This window comes from Mesorhizobium sp. BR1-1-4 (assembly GCF_020165375.1).
Taxonomy (GTDB): domain Bacteria; phylum Pseudomonadota; class Alphaproteobacteria; order Rhizobiales; family Rhizobiaceae; genus Mesorhizobium; species Mesorhizobium australicum.
The window spans coordinates 214,077-232,826 of record NZ_JAIUIB010000004.1; the positions used below are offsets into that span (position 1 = coordinate 214,077).

The following is an 18,750-nucleotide window of genomic DNA, read 5'->3' on the forward strand; positions in this document are numbered from 1 at the left end:
CGCGCTGTCCCGCCAGCCTATCCCCATTCTTTCAGCGCTACTTTTGTTCCAATGCCCTTTCAAGTGCCGCCACCCCACGCACAATCGCCGCACGTTCGTCCACGCCAAGTTTCGCCAGCAGTTCCCGCTCGAAACTCTGCGCCAGCGGCACCATCTCGCGATAGGCTGCAAGCCCGACTTTGGTAAGCGTCAAGTGCTCGACGCGGCGGTCGTTCTCGTCAGGTGTTCGTACCAGCCAGCGCCGCCGTTCTAACTCGGCCACGGCGCGCGAGACCTTGGTCTTGTGCATGGCCGACTGCTCGCCAAGTTCCGTCGCGGTCATCGTGCCGCGCTGTCCCAATCCCGACAACGTGCGCCATTCGGGCCGGGTCAGGCCATGGCGGTCCTTGTAGACCTTCGAGAATTCGCGGCTGACCGCATCGGCAAGGCGGTAGAGCCGGTAGGGCAGAAAGCTTTCGAGTTCGAGAATGTCCATTGTCCGCATCCGGGAAAAACGGAAGATTGATAGTTACATTTTCGATGGTTACAAATGAAACCAATTTGGTCAATCCGGGAGGAAGCAATGGCCTTTTCCTACATGCCGGGTTTCGGCAACGACTTCGAAACCGAAACCTTGCCCGGCTCGCTGCCGCAGGGACGAAACTCGCCGCAGCGGCCGGCCTACGGCCTCTACGCCGAGCAGCTTTCAGGCTCGCCCTTCACCGCTCCGCGCGGCACCAATGAGCGTTCCTGGCTCTATCGCATCCGGCCGAGCGTCAAGCACACGGGCAGGTTCAAGGTGGCGAGTTATCCCCTGTGGAAGAGCGCGCCCAATGTCGGCGACCACGAGCTGGCGCTTGGCCAGTACCGCTGGAATCCGGTGCCGATGCCGAAAGAGCCGACCGACTTCATCAAGGGTATGCGCACCATCACCACCGCCGGCGACGTGCTTGGCCAGGCCGGCATGGCTGCCCATGTCTATGTCGCCAACCGCTCGATGACCGACGATCATTTCTTCAATGCCGACGGCGAGCTGCTGATCGTGCCGCAGGTGGGCAGCTTGCGCTTCATCACCGAGATGGGCGTCATCGAGCTTCGGCCCGGTGAAATCGCCGTGCTGCCGCGCGGCCTCGTCTTCAAGGTCGAACTGGTCGACGCCGAGGCACGCGGCTATGTCTGCGAGAATTACGGCGCCAAGCTGACGCTGCCTGACCGTGGCCCGATCGGCGCCAATTGCCTGGCCAACCCGCGCGACTTCAAGACGCCTTGCGCCTGGTTCGAGGAGACAGAGACGCCGTGCCGGCTGATCGTGAAATGGTGCGGCAATTTTCACGTCACCGAGATCGGCCATTCGCCGCTCGACGTCGTTGCCTGGCACGGCAACTACGCGCCCTATAAATATGATCTGGCGACGTTTTCGCCGGTCGGCGCGCTGCTGTTCGATCACCCCGACCCGTCGATCTTCACCGTGCTGACGGCGCCGAGCGGCGAGGAAGGCACCGCCAACATAGATTTCGTCATCTTCCCGCCGCGTTGGCTGGTGGCGGAAGATACGTTCCGGCCGCCCTGGTACCATCGCAACATCATGAGCGAGTTCATGGGCCTGATCCACGGCCAGTACGACGCGAAGGAGGAAGGTTTCGTGCCCGGCGGCATCAGCCTGCACAATCTGATGCTGGCCCATGGCCCGGATGCGCCTGGCTTCGAAAAGGCCTCGCGCGCGGACCTGAAACCAGTCAAGCTCGACAACACCATGGCCTTCATGTTCGAGACCCGCTTTCCGCAGATGCTGACCCGCTACGGCGCCGAACTCGAAACCCGGCAGGACAACTACATCGATTGCTGGGCCGACCTGAAGAAACGCTTTAATGGCACGCCCGAGGGCGACTGGTCTTGAGCGGCAAGCCAATGCCAGACCGGTTGGTGCTGCTCGGGTCGAAAGGCGGTCCGGCACTGCGGCCGGGCGGGCCGTGGCCGAGCTCGACGCTGCTCGAAATCGGCGGGCGAGCCATCGTCGTCGATTGCGGGCTCGGCGTGACGCGCGGTCTGGTCGATGCCGGTGTCAGCCTGAAGGCACTCGACCTGATCTTCATCACGCATCTGCATTCCGACCATGTGCTGGAACTCGGGCCGCTTATCCACACCGCCTGGACGGCCGGATTGGCGACGCCGGTCACCGTGTTCGGGCCGCCTGGACTTGGCCACTACTGGCGGCGCTTTTGTCAGGCGATGGAATTCGACATCGAGATCCGCATCGCCGACGAGGGCCGCCCCGATATTCGCGAGTTGGTCTCTATCGACGAATTCGGCCAAGGGCATGTGGTCGAGCAGCGCGGACTGAAGGTGACGGCGCTGCGCGTCGACCATCCGCCTGTGACCGATTGCTTCGCCTTGCGCTTCGAGCATGGGGGAAACAGCGTGGTGTTCTCGGCCGATACTGCTTTCTTTCCGCCGCTGGCCGATTTTGCCGATGGCGCTGCTATCCTCGTCCATGAAGCCATGCTGGAAGAAGGCATCGAGCGGCTGGTTGCCAGAACCGGCAATGGCGCGCGGCTCAGGGAACATCTGCTCGCCAGTCACAGCTTTGCCGAGGAGGCAGGCCGTATCGCCAGCGATGCCGGCGTCACAAGATTGGTGCTCAATCACCTCATTCCAGCCGACGATACCGAGATCGGCGAGGTCGACTGGATAGCCGCTGTCAGGAAAACATGGGCTGGCGACTTGACGATCGCTCGCGACGGCCTTGTTGTGGAGTTAAGCGGCGCCAAGGCCGCATCAGGAGAGGGAACCGCATGAAGCTTGCCACGCTGAAGGACGGAACACGCGACGGAAAACTCGTCGTCGTTTCGCGCGACCTGACGCAATACACGGACGCCTCGTTCCTGGCGCGGACGCTGCAGGCCGCACTCGACGACTGGCGCAGGATCTCGCCGCATCTCGCGACCATAGCGGAATCGCTGGAGAACAATGCGATGCCGGCGGCCCGTTTTCACGAGCATGACGCGCATTCGCCGCTGCCGCGCGCCTATCAATGGGCCGACGGCTCGGCCTATGTGAACCATGTCGAACTGGTGCGGAAGGCGCGCGGCGTCGAGATGCCGGCAAGCTTCTGGACCGACCCGCTGATCTACCAGGGTGGCTCGGATTCCTTCGTTGCCCCGCGCGATCCGATCCGTCTAGCGGACGAGGCCTTCGGCATCGACATGGAAGCCGAGATCGCCGTCATCGTCGACGATGTGCCGATGGGCGCCAGCCTCGAGGAAGCGCGCGCCGCGATCCGGCTGGTCATGCTGGTCAACGATGTCACGCTGCGCGCGCTGACCGGGCCGGAACTGGCCAAGGGATTCGGCTTCTTCCAGTCGAAACCGTCCTCCGCCTTCTCTCCGGTCGCGGTGACGCCGGATGAGCTGGGCGATGCCTGGGACGGCGGCAAGGTCAATCTGCCGCTGCTTGCCGACATCAACGGCAAGCCGTTCGGCCGCGCCGATGCCGGTGTCGACATGACCTTCGATTTTCCGGCCCTGATTGCTCACGCTGCCCGCACAAGGCCGCTGGTGTCAGGCACCATCATCGGCTCGGGTACGGTGTCCAACAAACTCGACGGCGGCCCGGGCAAGCCGGTCTCTGCGGGCGGAGCCGGTTATTCCTGCATCGCCGAACTGCGCATGATCGAGACCATTGTGTCAGGCGAGCCCAAGACACCTTTCCTGCGCTTCGGCGACACCGTGCGCATCGAGATGAAGGACAGATCAGGGCATTCGATCTTCGGCGCCATCGAGCAGAAGGTCGAGAAATACCAGCGGTAGGCACAATGAGAGGTTTGAGTGATGGACCTGCTGGATCATCTGCGTCGCATGGCGAAGAACAATCTCTGGTCGAACGACCGGCTCTATCGCGCCGTGCTTGCGCTGAAGCCCGGTGAATTCGAGGCCGAGCGCACCAACTTTTTCCCGTCGATCAAGGCAACGCTCAACCATGTCCTCGCGGTCGATCATCTCTATCTCGATTTTCTCGAAGACGGCGGCCTCGGTGCGGCTGCCTACGATGACTTCGTGCCTTTCGATGCCGCGCCGGAGCTTTACCTGGCTCAGCTTGCGGCCGACCGGCGGCTGATCGCCTTCTGCGATGGCCTGTCAAAGGCCGATCTCGATCGCAGCGTCGTCACCGACCGGCGCGAGGACGGCATGATCCCGGAAAAGACCGGCGATATCCTGGCGCACGTCTTCCTGCACGACATCCACCATCGGGGCCAGGTGCATGCCATGCTCGCGGGTACCTCCGTAGCGCCGCCGCAGCTCGACGAGTTCCTGCTCGATTATGACGTTAAGTTGAGAACAGCGGAGGTCGAACGGCTGGGATTATGAAACGTCATGCCAGCGCGACGTCATAGAGAGCAAATTGCTTGTCCGCTGTCAGGATGGTGAGATTCTCGACCTGCGCTTGGGCGATCAGCAGTCGGTCGAACGGATCGCCATGGTGGCGGGGAAGGCGGCCGACAACATGCGCATGCTGAAACGTGATGGTCAGCGGCTGGAATTGCATTCTCGGGAGTAACGCCGGCAGGTCGTCCGGAACGTCGAGTTTGCCGATCGATCGCTTGATCGCGATTTCCCAAACGCTTGCCGCGCTGGCGTAAACGGTCGCGTCCGATGCAAGGACAGCCCGGTGCTCCTCGCTGAGTCGAGGGTCGTCCTTAATAGACCAAAGGATAATTTGCGTATCGGCAAGAAAGGAGCCGGCAGTCATTTGACGTATTTGTCCCATTCGGGACCGAGTTCGTCAAAATCGTCCGCTATCCAAATCTTGCCCTTTAAGGCGCCAATACGGGGCAGGAGATTTTCGCCGAGCGGTGGCACCAGCCGAGCCGCGATCTTGCCGTGACGTGTAAGCACGATCTCTTCGCCAGCTTCCGCACGGCTGATCAGTTCCGACAGTTTTGCCTTGGCTTCTGCAATGGAAACATTCATGGGCTCGACCTCTTATGACCAAAATTTAGGTCATCATTAGTCGAGCCGCAAGCGGAGCCGGAGAAATTACTCTGCCGCCTGAACCTTGATCACACCGCGCTTGATCTGGTCCTGCTCGATCGATTCGAACAGCGCGCGGAAATTGCCTTCGCCAAAGCCTTCGTCGCCCTTGCGCTGGATGAACTCGAAGAAGATCGGCCCGATCACGGTCTTCGAAAAGATCTGCAAAAGAATCTTGGTCATGCCGCCGTCGACCACACCTTCGCCGTCGATCAGGATGCCATGCTTCTTCATCCGCTCGATCGGCTCGTCATGGCCGTTCACGCGGTCATACGACATGTCATAGTAGGTCTCGGGCGGGCCGGGCATGAATTTCAGCCCGTTCTCCGCGAGCTTGTCGGTGGCGGCGTAGATCTCGTCGGTTCCCACCGCGATGTGCTGGATGCCTTCGCCATTGTACTTCTTCAGATATTCGGCGATCTGGCTGGTTTCATCCTTGGACTCATTGAGCGGAATGCGGATCTTGCCGCAGGGCGAGGTGATCGCCCGGCTGACCAGGCCCGTGATCTTGCCGTCGATGTCGAAGAAATGGATCTGCTTGAAACCGAACAGATTGCGGTAGAAATCCCACCATTTGTCCATCTGGCCGCGATAGACGTTGTGGGTCAGGTGGTCGAGGAAATAGAAGCCGACGCCTTGCGGCTTGGGGTCGCGTTCGCCGAGCCACTCGAATTCGGCGTCGTAGGCCGAGCCCTTCTTGCCATAGCTGTCGATGAAATAGAGCAGCGAGCCGCCGATGCCGACGATAGCAGGCACGTCGAGCGCCTTGTCGTCGCCTTCGTAAGGCGTGGCGCCCTTCGAGACGGCATGCTCGAAAGCATGCTTGGCATCGACCATCCGCCAGGCCATCGAGGCAGCACAGGGGCCGTGCTTGTCGGCGAATTTCATCGCATGCGAGCCGGGCTCGGCATTGACGACATAGTTGATGTCGCCCTGGCGCCAGACGGTGATGTCCTTGGTGCGATGCCTGGCTACCGCGACATAACCCATGCGGGTGAACAGCTCGGCCAGCTTCTGCGGCTCCGGATGCGCGAATTCGACGAACTCGAAACCGTCGGTGCCGGCGGGGTTGTCTTTGCTGATCGTGGCGGGCGGGGCGTCGTGCGGGAAAGGACCCATGATATCCTCCGGAAGCTGCTCGGCCTGAAAAGCCGTTCGAACCATAATAGCGCGGAGCCCACGCACGGTGCTTGCATTTAAACGCTTGAAATGGTGAGGTCATGCGCGAACCGTGCATGATGAAGGCAAAAGTCATGGATGACGCGCGCATTGACCAGTTCGACCGCAAGATAATGGCGCTTTTGCAAGCCGACGCGCGGCTCACCAACAACGATCTCTCCGAGCGGGTGAACCTCTCTGCCTCGCAATGCTCGCGCCGCCGCCAACGGTTGGAGGAGGACGGCTACATCAAGGGCTATCGAGCGGTGCTCGACCGCGACAAGCTCGGTTTCTCGCTGGTCAACGTCATCTCGGTGACACTGGCCACCCACAATCGCGACAATGCGCGCCGCTTCGGCGAATTGGTGGCACGGCTGCCCGAGGTGCAGGAGGCTCACGCACTGACCGGCGAGATGGATTACATCCTGAAGGTCGTAACGCCAGACCTCAAATCACTGTCGGAATTCGTCAACGGCGTGCTCCTGCCGCACGAATCCGTGCAGCATGTGAAGACGGCGATCGTGCTGGAGACGCTGAAGGAGACCGGCGCGCTGCCGATTTAACCCTTCGACTGCTGGATCAGCCCGTACAGATTGGTACAGCGGGCGCCGGAGCGGCAATAGGCGAACACCGGGCCGTCGAGCTCGTCGAGTGCCTCGGCCTGGGCGTCGACATTCTCTCGCGTGATCTGGCCGCTGATCACCGGAATGTAGCGAAAGGCGAGGCCAGCGGCCTCGACCGCGGCCTTGAGCGTGTCCGCCGAAGGCTGTCCCGGCTGCTCATCATCAGGCCGGTTGCAGATCACGCTCTTGAAGCCGGCTTCCTTGATGGCGGCAACGTCCTCGGGCTGGATCTGGCCCGAGACCGAATAGTCTTCGCTGATCTGGCGGTATTCCATGGCTCGTATCCTCGCGATCTCTTTGACGGCAGTCTTGCCACTCCGGGAGGGGGGCGGCAATCCGCATCGAAGGAATTCTCTGCCAAATAGACATCGCGCGCCAGAAAATCCAACCGGGCCGATACGGCCCGGCTGGCCGCAGATCAAACTCAGCTGCCGAGAATGGCGCCTTTGATCTGGCGGATGTTGTTGTGCATCATGTCGATATAGGTCGAGCCGGGGCCGTCGGGCTGCGACAGCGCGTCCGAGTAAAGCGTGCCGCCGACCTTGATGCCGGTCTCGCTGGCAATCTGCTCGATCAGGCGAGTGTTGGTGATGTTCTCGACGAAGATGGCCGCGGCCTTGTCCTGCTTGACCTGCTCGACCAACTTGGCGACATCGGCGGCCGACGGCTCGGAATCGGTCGAGATACCTTGCGGGGCGAGGAAGGTCAGGCCGTATTCGTGCTCGAAATAGCCGAAGGCGTCATGCGAGGTGATGACGACGCGCTTTGCTTCGGGGATCGACTGGATCGCCGCCTTCACTTCGCCTTCCAGCGCGTCGAGCTTCTTGGTGTAGGCGGCGGCATTGGTCTGGTAGCTGACGCAGCCGTCGCTGTCGGCCGCACAGAAAGCTTCGGCGATGTTCTTCACATAGATCCTGGCATTGGCGATCGACTGGAAGGCGTGCGGATCGGTGACCGTCTTGCCGCCGCCGGTGCCGGCGCCTTCGGCCGCGTCGGCTTCGGCGAATTCAGGCTTGAAGTCGATCGGCGTCACACCCTTGGTCAGCGTGACGATCGAGGCCTTGGTGGCGCTGGCATCGACCAGCCGCTGCAGGAAACCTTCGAAATGTAGGCCGTTGACCAGCACGATGTCGGCCTTGGCCATGGCGACCGCGTCGGCAGGGCTTGGCTCATAGACATGAGCGTCGCCGTCCGGCCCGACGATCGTGGTGATCGCGACGCGGTCGCCGCCGACGTTTTTGGCAAAGTCGGCAATGACCGTAAAGCTGGCGACCACTTTCAGCGGCGCCGCCAAGGCCGATGATGCGCCAAAGGCGGTTAATGTTATAACGCTCAATGTCAGGGCGGCGTGGATCGTTTTCAGCATAAGCGGGGTTCCTTCTAGGGGGTGAGGCGGATCAGGCCGTTCTGTGACGGTGATGGATGATGCGACCGCGCAGGATGCCGCGCGTGCCAAACAGGATCGAGGCGAAATAAACGACACCGGCCGACAGGATGATGGCCGGGCCGGAGGGCAACGACGCATGATAGGACAAGAGCAATCCGGCAATGCAGGAGGCAAAGCCGATCAGCACCGCCAGCACGCACATCGGCTCGACGCGTGCGGTCCAGAATCGCGCGGCTGCCGCCGGCAGCATCATCAATCCGACGGATAGCAAAGTGCCGAGCGCCTGGAAGCCGCCGACGAGATTGAGCACGACGAGGCCGAGGAAGATGAAATGCACCGGGCTGCCCATGCGGCTGACCGAACGCAGGAACAGCGGGTCGAGGCATTCGGCGACCAGCGCCCGCCAGAAGATGGCCAGGCTGGCCAACGTCACCGCGACGATGCCGCCAATCAGCATCAATGCCTCGTTGTTGAGCGCCAGCACCGTGCCGAACAGCACATGCATGAGATCGACGCTGGAGCCGCGGATCGACACCATCAGCACGCCGATGGCGAGCGAAATCAGATAGAAGGCGGCCATCGAGGCGTCCTCGCGCTGGATGGTGAAGCGCGAGACAGCGCCAGCACCGAGCGCGACGATGACGCCAGCGATCAGGCCGCCAATGGTCATCGGCAGGATTTCAAGGCCATAGAACAGGAAGCCGGCGGCCGCTCCTGGCAGGATGGCATGCGCCATGGCGTCACCCGACAGGCTCATGCGCCGCAGCATCAGGAAGACGCCGATGGGGCAGGCGCCGAGCGACAGCATCAGCGAGCCGAACAGCGCCCGCTGCATGAACCCGAAATCGGCGAAGGGAGCAATGAAAAGACCGTAGAGCGTGTCCATCAGGCGGCCCTCGGTCCGGCGCCATGGTGATGGTCGTGATCGTGGCCATGATGATCATGATCATGGCCATGAGCGTGCTCGTCAGGCTCGCACCAGGGGGCGTTCTCTTCCCAGGCTTCGTGGAAGCGGCGCGCGCGCAGCAGGTTCTCAGGCTTCAGCGTCTCCCGGGTATCGCCCCAGGCAACCGGCTGGCGGGCAAGCAGCAGTGTTTCGGGAAAATTCTGGCGCACCAGGTCCAGATCATGGACCACCACCATGATGGTGCGCTCTTCGCCATGCCAGCGCTTGATCAGGGCAATGAGGTCACCGACCGTCTTGGCGTCGACCGCGTTGAAGGGCTCGTCGAGCAGGATCAGGTCGGCATCCTGCAACAGCACGCGGGCAAACAGCGTGCGCTGCAGCTGGCCGCCCGACAGCGTGTCGATCGGCCGCTTCTCGAAGCCGCCGAGGCCGACGGCCATCAATGCTTGGCTCACGGCTTCGCGATCTTCCCTGGTGTAGCGGCCGAGCATGCCGCGCTTCGGCCACAGGCCAAGCGAGACCAGATCGACGACGCGGGCGGGAAAGGAGCGATCGAGTTCCGACTGCTGCGGCAGATAAGCTGCCCGCACGCCCGACGCGCGGATGACCTCGCCGGCCATTGGCTTCAGCACGCCGACAATACCCTTGATCAGCGTCGATTTTCCGGAGCCATTGGCCCCGACCACGGCCGTCAGCGAACCCTTGCGGATCGTGCCATCGAGGTGATGGATCGCGGGATGGCTGTTGTAGCCCAGCGTCAGGTCACGGAAGGTTAGGCAGGTCTGGGTCATATCGTTCCGTTGGGAAGTCGAGCCTGGCCGCGATAGTGGCCGTTGGATATGTGATGTTATTACATTAGTCAACAGGCCAATCCGGTGGATTTGCGACCCGGCGGCTCAACTTGCCGTGAGTTTCTTCCGCGCTGGTCCAAGGAGATTTGGCGCCGGCGGCCTTGCCCGAAGCCCACGCCGACTCTAAACAAGCGCAACCCTCAAACGAAGGAACCTCGCAATGAGCATTCGTCGCATCGATGTTGGCCCGCGCATGAGCCAGATCGTCATACACGGCAACACCGTCTATCTGGCCGGCCAGGTCGGCGAGCCCGGCGGCAACGTCGCCGCGCAGACCCGCGACATCCTCGCGACCATCGACGAATTGCTGGCCAAGGCCGGCACCGACAAGACCAAGATCGTCCAGGCGATCATCTGGCTGGCCGACATGGGCACCTTCGCCGAGATGAATTCCGAATGGGACAAATGGGTGCCGCAGGGCCACACACCCGCTCGCGCCACCGGCGAGGCGAAGCTCGCCGGCCCCGAATATCTGGTCGAGATTATTATTACGGCTGCGCTGTAAAGCGGCTGTAGGTGCCGATCTTCCCCAAGCGGGAGATCGGCTTACCCCTGCGACGGCGTGAACCTTGCCACCAGCGTGTGGCTTTCCGCCGGATAGATGAAGCGCACGTGTGTAACCGGGTGCTCCGCGCTCCAGGTGCGGCGCTCCACGACCAGGCAAGGCGCGCCAGGATCGATATCGAGCACGTCGGCGATAGTCTCATCGGCGGCCACGGCGCGTATCCGATGTTCGGCCTCGCTCCACGGCACGCGGCCGATCAGCCATGGACCCGCCGCGATTTCCAGAAACTCTTCGTCCCCGGCTTCCGCGACCGCCGAAAGGTTGATCAGACGTTGCTCGAGTGCGAATGGCCGTTCGCCGGCAAAATGAAGGCCTTCGACCGCCAGCACCGAGCCCGCGGCGGACAATCCGAGCAACGCCCTGTCCTCCACGTTGCTGCGCCGCCTCAGGCGTTCCAGCCGTTCGTAGCGATAGGGCAGGCCGAGCGCCTCGACCTCGATCCTGATGTCGTGAAGCTCCAGCACCGCTGCCTGCGATTGCGGCTGGCGGACAAAACTGCCCGACCGGCGGCGGCGTTCAATCAGACCTGCCTTGGCCAACTGCGACAGAGCCTTGTTCACCGTCATGCGTGAGCATTTGTATTCGGCGGTCAGCTCATGTTCGAATGGGATACGGTGGCCGGGCGCCCAGGTGCCGGACAGGATCTTTTCGCGGATATCGGACAGGATGCGCTGATGCAGCGAGACGGTCTCGCTGTCGTCTATGTCCGTCCGTTCAGCCATGCTCATCTGCGTTAACCCTCGGAAAGCGCAGTCATCACGCTGCGAAACCGTGCGGCGATAGCCCCGCGCTTGGCGTGTCTGCCAGCGCTGACCTGTTTCTTGCCATGCACCCAGACGCAATCGACCTTGCTGCCATTGGCAAAGATCCACGCATCGAGGATCGCGTCGCCGGTCTTGCCAGCCAGCGAGGGATTACCGACGTCGAGCGAGACGAGATCGGCGGATGCCCCAGTCGCGATTTGCGAGGCGCCGGCACCAAGGGCGACGCCACCGCCGTCAAGCGCTGCGTCGAACAGGGCGCGGCCTGTTGAGCCGCCGGCTACCGCAAGCACATTGCGGGCGCGGTGCGCGAGGCGCTGCGAATATTCGAGCTGGCGCAATTCGTCGGGCAGGCCGATCAGCACATTGGAATCGGAGCCGATGCCGAAGCGGCCGCCATGCTCCCTGAACAATGGCGCGGCAAAGGTGCCGTCGCCGAGATTGGCCTCCGTGATCGGGCAAAGGCCGGCAATGGCGCCGGTCTTCGCCATGCCGATGGTCTCGGCATCCGTCATATGGGTGGCGTGAATCAGGCACCAACGCTGGTCGACAGCGGCAGCCCCAAGCAGAAATTCGACCGGACGCGCGCCGGACCAGGCAAGGCAGTCCTCGACTTCCCTGACCTGTTCGGCGATGTGGATGTGGATCGGTCCGTTTGGCGCCATGGCGGTGACTTCGATCAGCTCTTCAGGCGTCGCGGCGCGCAGACTGTGCGGCGCGACGCCGACGACAGCTTGATTCAGCGCGCGAACCGATTCACGGCTTTTCTCCACAAGCCGGGCGAACCGATTCACATCGTTGATGAATCGGCGCTGGCCCTCATTCGGAGCTGCGCCGCCGAAAGAGGAGTGGGCGTAAAACACCGGCAGCAGCGTCAGGCCGATACCCGTTTCGCCAGCCGCGGCAGCGATGCGCTCGGCCATCTCGGCTGGGTTGGCATAGGGTTGTCCATCCCGATCATGGTGCAGATAATGAAATTCGCCGACGCGGGAAAAACCGGCCTCCAGCATTTCGACATAGAGCTGCGCCGCCACCGCCTCGACCTGGTCGGGAGTCATCGACAGCGCGAAGCGGTACATCACCTCGCGCCAGCTCCAGAAACTGTCGGCGGAGGGGCCTCGCAACTCGGCAAGGCCGGCCATGCCGCGCTGGAAGGCGTGGCTGTGCAGGTTGGGCATGCCTGGCAGCAGAATGGAATGGCGTTCATCACCGGGCAAGGCGGCGGCTTCAGGCTCCACGGCCGTAATGCGCCCATTGGCAAAAGTGATCCGCACATTGTCGTGCCAGCCGTTAGGAAGAAGCGCCTGTTCCGCAAAGATATCGGTCACTTTTCTCTCCGCTTTCCGGTCTCGTATGTGATGATGGCACTTGCAGTGCGTTTCAATATGTATATACATAATCGCCACCGATTGAAACGGAAAAGATGATGGCCGTAGAGAGCAGCAAAAACCACGCAGGGGGGCTTCGCCTGTGGCGCAATGCGCGTCTGGCGACCATGGCTGAAAATTCTGCCGGATTGGGTATCGTCGAGCATGGTGCGCTCGCCGCGCGCGACGGCCGCATTATTTATGCCGGTCCGCAATCCGAGATGCCCTCGGCTTTTGCCCAAGGCGAGATCATCGATTGCGAGGGCCGCTGGATTACGCCCGGCCTGATCGACTGCCACACCCATCTGATCCATGCTGGCAACCGCGCCAACGAATTCGAGATGCGGCTGGCCGGCGCCACTTATGAGGAAGTCGCCAGGGCCGGCGGCGGCATCGTCTCGTCGGTCAAATCCTTGCGTGCTGCCAGCGAGGGCGACCTGGTTGCCCAGACGCTGCCGCGCCTCGATGCGCTGATTGCCGAGGGCGTAACCACAGTGGAAGTAAAGTCAGGCTATGGCCTCGATCTCGAAAACGAGAAGAAATCGCTGCGCGCCGCGCGACAGCTGGGCAATGAACGCCGGGTGACGGTTCGCACCACATGTCTCGCAGCCCACGCGCTGCCGCCCGAAGCCAAGGGCGACAAGGATGCCTTCATCGATCTCGTCGCCAAAATGATCCTTCCCGGCGTCGTCGAGGAAGGCTTGGCCGATGCCGTCGATGGGTTCTGTGAAGGCATCGCCTTTTCGCCGGAGCAGATGGCACGCGTTTTCGATGTCGCCCAGGCGGCTGGCTTGCCCGTCAAACTCCACGCCGACCAGCTGTCCAATCTGCATGGCGCTGAACTTGCCGCCCGCTATGGCGCGTTGTCGGCCGACCATCTCGAATATACCGACGAGGCAGGCGCGGTGGCAATGGCCAAGGCGGGGACCGTGGCGACGATCCTGCCCGGCGCCTACTACTTCATCCGCGAGACCAAGAAGCCACCGATCGGCCTGTTTCGCCAGCATGGCGTCAGAATGGCTGTTGCCACCGACAACAATCCCGGCACCTCGCCGCTGACCTCGCTGCTTCTGACCATGAACATGGCGGCCACCCTGTTCGGCATGACGGTCGACGAATGTCTTGCCGGCGTCACCCGCGAAGCCGCGCGTGCGCTGGGGCTGCTCGGCGAGACCGGCACGCTGGTATCAGGCAAATCCGCCGATCTGGCGATCTGGGACATCGAGCGTCCCGCCGAACTCGTCTACCGCATGGGCTTCAACCCGCTGCATGCCCGCATCTGGAGAGGACAATGACCGAACTGACCCTGAAGCCCGGCAATGCGACGCTGGCCGACTGGCGCGCCATATACCGTGGCGCCGTGCCGAAACTGGACGATGCCTGCCGTCCGAAAATCAAGGCGAGTGCCGAAGCTGTCGCGCGCATCGTTGCCAAGGGTGAGCCGGTCTATGGCATCAACACTGGTTTCGGCAAGCTGGCCAGCGTGCGCATCCCCGCCGACGATCTCGAGACGCTGCAGCGCAACATCGTGCTTTCGCATGCCGCGGGCGTGGGCGAGCCGATGCCCGTTGCCGTTGCCCGGCTGATGATGGCGCTGAAACTTGCGAGCCTCGCGCAGGGCGCCTCCGGCGTGCGCTCGCAGACCATCGAGCTGCTTGAAGCGATGCTGGCCAACGACGTCATCCCGGTCGTGCCGGCGCAAGGTTCCGTCGGCGCCTCCGGCGACCTTGCCCCGCTGTCGCATATGACGGCGGTGATGATCGGCGTCGGCGAATGCTTTACTCCGCATGGCCGTTTCCCGGCCAAGGTTGCCTTCGTCTCGCACGGGCTGGAGCCCGTGACATTGGGTGCCAAGGAGGGCCTTGCGCTGCTCAACGGCACGCAGTTTTCGACGGCCTATGCACTGGCCGCTTTGTTCGATGCCGAGGTGCTCTACCAGTCGGCGCTTGTCGCCGGCGCGCTTTCGACCGACGCGGCAAAGGGTTCCGACGCGCCGTTCGACCCGCGCATTCATCTGCTGAGAAAGCACCGTGGCCAGATCGAGACCGCGGACGCACTGCGCGATTTGATGGCCGGCAGCGCCATCCGCGAGTCGCACCGGGTCGGCGACGAGCGTGTGCAGGATCCCTATTGCCTGCGTTGCCAGCCGCAAGTGATGGGCGCCGCACTCGATGTCCTGCGCAAGGCCGCCGATACGCTCGAAACCGAGGCCAATGGCGTCACCGACAACCCGCTGATCTTCGCAGAAGACGATACTGCTCTGTCCGGCGGCAATTTCCACGCCGAGCCGGTGGCTTTCGCCGCCGACATGATCGCGCTGGCCGTCTGCGAGATCGGCTCGCTGTCGGAACGCCGCATCGCCATGCTGGTCGATCCCGCGCTGTCAGGCATGCCCGCTTTCCTGACGCCCAAGCCCGGTCTGAACTCCGGCTTCATGATCCCGCAGGTTACGGCGGCCGCGCTTGTCTCGGAAAACAAGCAGAAGGCCTATCCGGCCAGCGTCGATTCCATCCCGACCTCGGCCAACCAGGAAGACCACGTCTCGATGGCCGCGCATGGCGCACGCCGCCTGATCGGCATGGTCGAGAACGCAACCGCGGTGATCGGCATCGAGTTGCTGGCCGCCGCCCAAGGCTGTGATTTCCATCAGCCGCTGGCGTCGAGCGCAGCACTGGAAGCCGTGCGCAAGCTGGTTCGCGCCGAGGTGCCGCATCTCGATAACGACCGGCACTTCCACCCCGACATGGAAAAGGCGATCGCCATGGTGCGCAGCGGTGCGGTTGTGAAAGCCGCGAGCGCGGTGGCACTGCCCTCGATTGCCGGAGCGGCGTGATGACGGCCACCCCTTGGCTCACGGTCACACGCGGCACGGCGCCGCTGCTGGTGTCGATCCCGCACACAGGTATCGACCTCGCCGGCCTCGAAAACCGGCTGGCCTCGCCTTGGCTCGGCCGTCGTGATTGCGACTGGTGGATCGACGATCTCTATGATTTTGCCGCCGGTCTTGGCGCCACTGTCGTGCACACCGCGATCTCGCGCACCGTCATCGACGTCAACCGCGATCCATCCGGCGCCTCGCTCTATCCCGGCCAGGCAACCACCGGCCTGTGCCCGACCGAAACCTTCGACGGCGACCCACTCTACCGCGACGGCGAAGAGCCGGGGCCATCGGAGATCGACGAGCGCCGGCTGAAGTTCTTTGCACCCTATCACGCCGCCTTGCAGGCCGAGATCGACAGGTTGCGCACCTTGCATGGCAAGATTGTCCTCTATGACTGCCATTCGATCCGCTCGGTGCTGCCACGCCTGTTCGAAGGCACGCTGCCGGTGTTCAATCTCGGCACGAATGACGGCAAGAGCGCCGATCCGACGTTGCAGGCGATGGTCAACCAGATCATGGCCGAAACCGGCGAGACTTTTGTCGTCAACGGACGCTTCAAGGGTGGGTGGATAACGCGCCATTTCGGCCAGCCGCTACAGGGCGTGCACGCGCTGCAGATGGAGCTCTCCAATCGAGGCTATATGCGCGAGCCCGAGGGGAAGGGCACGCCGGACAATTGGCCGGTGCCCTACGACGCCGCGTTCGCCGCTCCGATCCGCGCCACGCTGACGCGAATTCTTCAAACCGCCATTGACTGGGCCGGGCACTGACGCGCCGCCTCGTCCGAAAGGGACAATGATGAACAATCCCCGTCACAACATACGCGAAGTGCGCGCCCCGCGCGGCGACAAGCTCAATGCCAGGTATTGGACCACCGAAGCGCCGCTGCGCATGCTGATGAACAACCTGGACCCGGACGTTGCCGAAAACCCCAACGAACTGGTCGTCTACGGCGGCATCGGCCGGGCGGCGCGGACCTGGAACGATTTCGACCAGATCGTTGCTTCGCTGAAGATGCTTGGCGAGGACGAGACGCTGCTGGTGCAGTCGGGCAAGCCGGTCGGCGTGTTTCGCACCCACCCGGACGCGCCACGCGTGCTCATCGCCAACTCCAATCTGGTGCCGCACTGGGCGACCTGGGAGAAATTCAACGAGCTCGATAAAAAGGGCCTGATGATGTACGGCCAGATGACGGCCGGCTCCTGGATCTACATCGGCACGCAAGGCATCGTGCAGGGCACCTACGAGACCTTCGTCGAGGCCGGCCGCCAGCATTATGGCGGCAATCTCAGGGGAAAATGGATATTGACCGGCGGCCTCGGCGGCATGGGCGGCGCGCAGCCGTTGGCCGCCGTCATGGCCGGCGCCTGCTGCCTGGCGATCGAATGCAATCCCGACTCGATCGATTTCCGCCTGCGCACCCGCTATGTCGACGAGAGAGCCGAGACGCTCGACGAAGCCATGGAAATGATCGAGCGCTGGACCAAGGCCGGCGAGGCGAAGTCCGTCGGCCTGCTCGGCAACGCCGCCGAGATCGTACCCGAAATGTTCCGTCGCGGCATCCGCCCCGACATGGTCACCGATCAGACCTCTGCCCACGACCCCATCAACGGCTATCTGCCGAAGGGCTGGACGATTGCCGAGTGGCGCGAAAAGCGTGTCAGCGACCCCAGGGCGGTCGAGAAGGCGGCTCGCGCCTCCATGCGCGAACATGTCGAGGCGATGGTGGCGTTCTGGAACGCCGGCGTGCCGACGCTCGACTATGGCAACAATATTCGCCAGGTCGCCAAGGATGAAGGGTTTGAAAACGCCTTTGCCTTCCCCGGTTTCGTGCCGGCCTATATCCGTCCGCTCTTTTGCCGCGGCATCGGCCCGTTCCGCTGGGCGGCACTCTCCGGCGATCCGGAGGACATCTACAAGACCGATGCCAAGGTCCGCGAGCTCACTCCCGGCAACACCCATCTGCACAATTGGCTGGACATGGCCCGCGAGCGGATTTCTTTTCAGGGGTTGCCGGCGCGCATCTGCTGGGTTGGCCTCGGCGACCGGCACCGGCTGGGTCTTGCCTTCAACGAGATGGTGGCAAAGGGCGAACTGAAGGCGCCCGTCGTCATCGGCCGCGATCACCTCGATTCCGGTTCGGTCGCCTCGCCAAACCGCGAGACGGAAGCGATGAAGGACGGTTCGGACGCCGTGTCCGATTGGCCGCTGCTCAATGCGTTGCTCAACACAGCTTCGGGCGCCACCTGGGTGTCGCTGCATCATGGTGGCGGCGTCGGCATGGGTTTCTCGCAGCATGCCGGCATGGTTATCGTTGCCGACGGCACGCCGGATGCTGCAAGGCGCCTGGAACGGGTGTTGTGGAACGACCCGGCGACCGGCGTCATGCGCCACGCCGATGCCGGCTATGACATTGCGATCGAATGCGCCAAGGAGCACCAGCTCAACCTGCCTGGCATTTTGGGCTAAGCCATGCGCGTTCTTCGTGCCGCCGACTACCGCGTCATGCCGTGGAAGAACGGCGGCGGTACGACGACCGAGATCGCCGTCTCGCCCGCTGGCGCTGGGCTCGACGATTTCGACTGGCGCGTCTCGATGGCCCGGGTCGAGACGAGCGGGCCGTTCTCCAGCTTTACCGGCATCGACCGCACCCTGTCGGTTCTGGAAGGCGAGGGGATCGTGCTTAATGTCGCCGGCCGTCCGCCCGAGCGGATGACAGCGGCTTCCCAGCCTTTTTCCTTTCCAGCCGACCAGCCGACGAGTGCCGCGCTGATCGCCGGCCCGATTACCGATCTCAACGTCATGACCCGCCGCGGCCGCATGTTGCATCAAGTCGAACGCCTGCCGGTTTCGGCGCCTGTGGAAATCTCGACCGAGGCCTGTTCCACCCTCATCCTTTGCCACAGAGGCCATGCCATTTTCGCCGGCGCCACGCCTGTCCGCCTCGAGCCGCTCGACACCCTGCTGCTCGGGCCGGATGTGCCTATCTTGCGGGTTGAGCCCGCCCCGGATGCGACCCTTTTCGTGGTCCGTATAATCGGGGCCGCCTGACGCGTTTGCCGCCAACGGTTACCGCCTGTTTCCAAACATGATCGTGATGCCGGCGAAATATAGCGTAAGCTGACGGTGGCATCACGAAAAAGCCCGAATCCTCTCCGTCGATCGGTCCCGACGGGAGCGAGGGGCGCTCGTCTTTGAGTTGGTCGAAAGATGACGCTCCGTCGTGGTGCGGAAACAAACTTTC

At 62.9% G+C, this 18,750-nt stretch carries 21 protein-coding genes; 11 read left to right on the forward strand and 10 right to left on the reverse strand.

From position 1 onward, the window contains the following. Positions 1-37: 37 nt before the first annotated feature. Positions 38-475 carry a MarR family winged helix-turn-helix transcriptional regulator gene (locus LB571_RS10195; RefSeq protein WP_181174522.1) on the reverse strand — a complete coding sequence of 146 codons (438 nt, stop codon included), beginning with the start codon at positions 473-475 and terminating at the stop codon, positions 38-40. Between the two features lie 87 nt (positions 476-562). Here LB571_RS10195 and hmgA point away from each other — a divergent pair, with 87 nt between their 5' ends. The 4 genes from hmgA to LB571_RS10215 are packed head-to-tail and all read left to right on the forward strand — an operon-like array spanning position 563 to position 4,343. Continuing rightward, positions 563-1,876: a homogentisate 1,2-dioxygenase gene (gene hmgA, locus LB571_RS10200; protein WP_224594223.1), complete on the forward strand. Its 1,314-nt coding sequence runs from the start codon at positions 563-565 to the stop codon at positions 1,874-1,876. A gap of 11 nt (positions 1,877-1,887) precedes the next feature. Further along, complete coding sequence (locus LB571_RS10205) at positions 1,888-2,775, forward strand: MBL fold metallo-hydrolase (protein WP_224594623.1); 888 nt, start codon at positions 1,888-1,890, stop codon at positions 2,773-2,775. Continuing rightward, positions 2,772-3,785 (forward strand): fumarylacetoacetate hydrolase family protein, encoded by a 1,014-nt coding sequence (locus LB571_RS10210; protein WP_140661901.1) that lies wholly within the window; start codon positions 2,772-2,774, stop codon positions 3,783-3,785. The genes LB571_RS10205 and LB571_RS10210 overlap by 4 nt, the downstream gene beginning before the upstream one ends. Positions 3,786-3,806: 21 nt before the next feature. After that, complete coding sequence (locus LB571_RS10215; RefSeq protein WP_140662076.1) at positions 3,807-4,343, forward strand: DinB family protein; 537 nt, start codon at positions 3,807-3,809, stop codon at positions 4,341-4,343. A gap of 4 nt (positions 4,344-4,347) precedes the next feature. On the opposite strand, the gene LB571_RS10220 is transcribed toward LB571_RS10215, so the two are convergent. The 3 genes from LB571_RS10220 to hppD form a co-directional block, all read right to left on the reverse strand. Beyond that, positions 4,348-4,725, reverse strand: coding sequence for a type II toxin-antitoxin system VapC family toxin (locus LB571_RS10220; protein WP_015318320.1), 378 nt, complete (start codon positions 4,723-4,725; stop codon positions 4,348-4,350). Beyond that, entirely contained in the window at positions 4,722-4,946 is a 225-nt protein-coding gene (locus tag LB571_RS10225; RefSeq protein ID WP_224594229.1) for a type II toxin-antitoxin system Phd/YefM family antitoxin, read from the reverse strand. The genes LB571_RS10220 and LB571_RS10225 overlap by 4 nt, the downstream gene beginning before the upstream one ends. Positions 4,947-5,012: 66 nt before the next feature. Further along, the gene (hppD, locus tag LB571_RS10230) at positions 5,013-6,125 is read right to left on the reverse strand and encodes a 4-hydroxyphenylpyruvate dioxygenase (RefSeq protein WP_224529954.1); all 1,113 of its coding nucleotides are present in this window, start codon (positions 6,123-6,125) and stop codon (positions 5,013-5,015) included. Positions 6,126-6,259: 134 nt separating this feature from the next. Between hppD and LB571_RS10235 the strand changes: the two genes are divergently transcribed. Continuing rightward, positions 6,260-6,727 carry an Lrp/AsnC family transcriptional regulator gene (locus LB571_RS10235; RefSeq protein ID WP_224594628.1) on the forward strand — a complete coding sequence of 156 codons (468 nt, stop codon included), beginning with the start codon at positions 6,260-6,262 and terminating at the stop codon, positions 6,725-6,727. Here LB571_RS10235 and LB571_RS10240 read toward each other — a convergent pair. The 4 genes from LB571_RS10240 to aztA form a co-directional block, all read right to left on the reverse strand. Continuing rightward, a complete protein-coding gene (locus tag LB571_RS10240; RefSeq protein ID WP_224594237.1) occupies positions 6,724-7,062 on the reverse strand; it encodes a TIGR01244 family sulfur transferase in 339 nt (112 codons plus the stop codon). The genes LB571_RS10235 and LB571_RS10240 overlap by 4 nt on opposite strands. Before the next feature lie 149 nt (positions 7,063-7,211). Next, positions 7,212-8,153 carry a zinc ABC transporter substrate-binding protein AztC gene (gene aztC, locus LB571_RS10245; RefSeq protein WP_140720864.1) on the reverse strand — a complete coding sequence of 314 codons (942 nt, stop codon included), beginning with the start codon at positions 8,151-8,153 and terminating at the stop codon, positions 7,212-7,214. A gap of 31 nt (positions 8,154-8,184) precedes the next feature. Next, positions 8,185-9,060, reverse strand: a complete 876-nt coding sequence (aztB, locus tag LB571_RS10250; RefSeq protein WP_224529944.1) for a zinc ABC transporter permease AztB — start codon at positions 9,058-9,060, stop codon at positions 8,185-8,187. Then, complete coding sequence (gene aztA / locus LB571_RS10255; protein WP_224594239.1) at positions 9,060-9,872, reverse strand: zinc ABC transporter ATP-binding protein AztA; 813 nt, start codon at positions 9,870-9,872, stop codon at positions 9,060-9,062. The genes aztB and aztA overlap by 1 nt, the downstream gene beginning before the upstream one ends. A gap of 220 nt (positions 9,873-10,092) precedes the next feature. On the opposite strand from aztA, the gene LB571_RS10260 reads away from it, so the two are divergent. Beyond that, positions 10,093-10,437 carry a RidA family protein gene (locus LB571_RS10260; protein WP_023773346.1) on the forward strand — a complete coding sequence of 115 codons (345 nt, stop codon included), beginning with the start codon at positions 10,093-10,095 and terminating at the stop codon, positions 10,435-10,437. 41 nt (positions 10,438-10,478) lie between these two features. On the opposite strand, the gene hutC is transcribed toward LB571_RS10260, so the two are convergent. Beyond that, positions 10,479-11,225 (reverse strand): histidine utilization repressor, encoded by a 747-nt coding sequence (hutC, locus tag LB571_RS10265; protein ID WP_015318311.1) that lies wholly within the window; start codon positions 11,223-11,225, stop codon positions 10,479-10,481. Between the two features lie 5 nt (positions 11,226-11,230). Further along, a complete protein-coding gene (locus tag LB571_RS10270) occupies positions 11,231-12,586 on the reverse strand; it encodes a formimidoylglutamate deiminase (protein WP_015318310.1) in 1,356 nt (451 codons plus the stop codon). A 98-nt stretch (positions 12,587-12,684) separates the two neighbouring features. Between LB571_RS10270 and hutI the strand changes: the two genes are divergently transcribed. From hutI to LB571_RS10295, 5 genes are read left to right on the forward strand one after another with little or no spacing between them, the layout of a single operon-like run. Then, the gene (gene hutI, locus LB571_RS10275; RefSeq protein WP_224594242.1) at positions 12,685-13,920 is read left to right on the forward strand and encodes an imidazolonepropionase; all 1,236 of its coding nucleotides are present in this window, start codon (positions 12,685-12,687) and stop codon (positions 13,918-13,920) included. Next, positions 13,917-15,458, forward strand: coding sequence for a histidine ammonia-lyase (gene hutH / locus LB571_RS10280; protein WP_140824559.1), 1,542 nt, complete (start codon positions 13,917-13,919; stop codon positions 15,456-15,458). Before hutI ends, hutH begins: the two co-directional genes overlap by 4 nt. Beyond that, positions 15,458-16,276 carry an N-formylglutamate deformylase gene (gene hutG / locus LB571_RS10285; RefSeq protein ID WP_140720855.1) on the forward strand — a complete coding sequence of 273 codons (819 nt, stop codon included), beginning with the start codon at positions 15,458-15,460 and terminating at the stop codon, positions 16,274-16,276. The genes hutH and hutG overlap by 1 nt, the downstream gene beginning before the upstream one ends. Positions 16,277-16,304: 28 nt before the next feature. Then, positions 16,305-17,975: a urocanate hydratase gene (hutU, locus tag LB571_RS10290; protein WP_140720852.1), complete on the forward strand. Its 1,671-nt coding sequence runs from the start codon at positions 16,305-16,307 to the stop codon at positions 17,973-17,975. Positions 17,976-17,978: 3 nt separating this feature from the next. Next, positions 17,979-18,557 carry a HutD family protein gene (locus tag LB571_RS10295; RefSeq protein ID WP_224594257.1) on the forward strand — a complete coding sequence of 193 codons (579 nt, stop codon included), beginning with the start codon at positions 17,979-17,981 and terminating at the stop codon, positions 18,555-18,557. Positions 18,558-18,750: the final 193 nt, after the last annotated feature.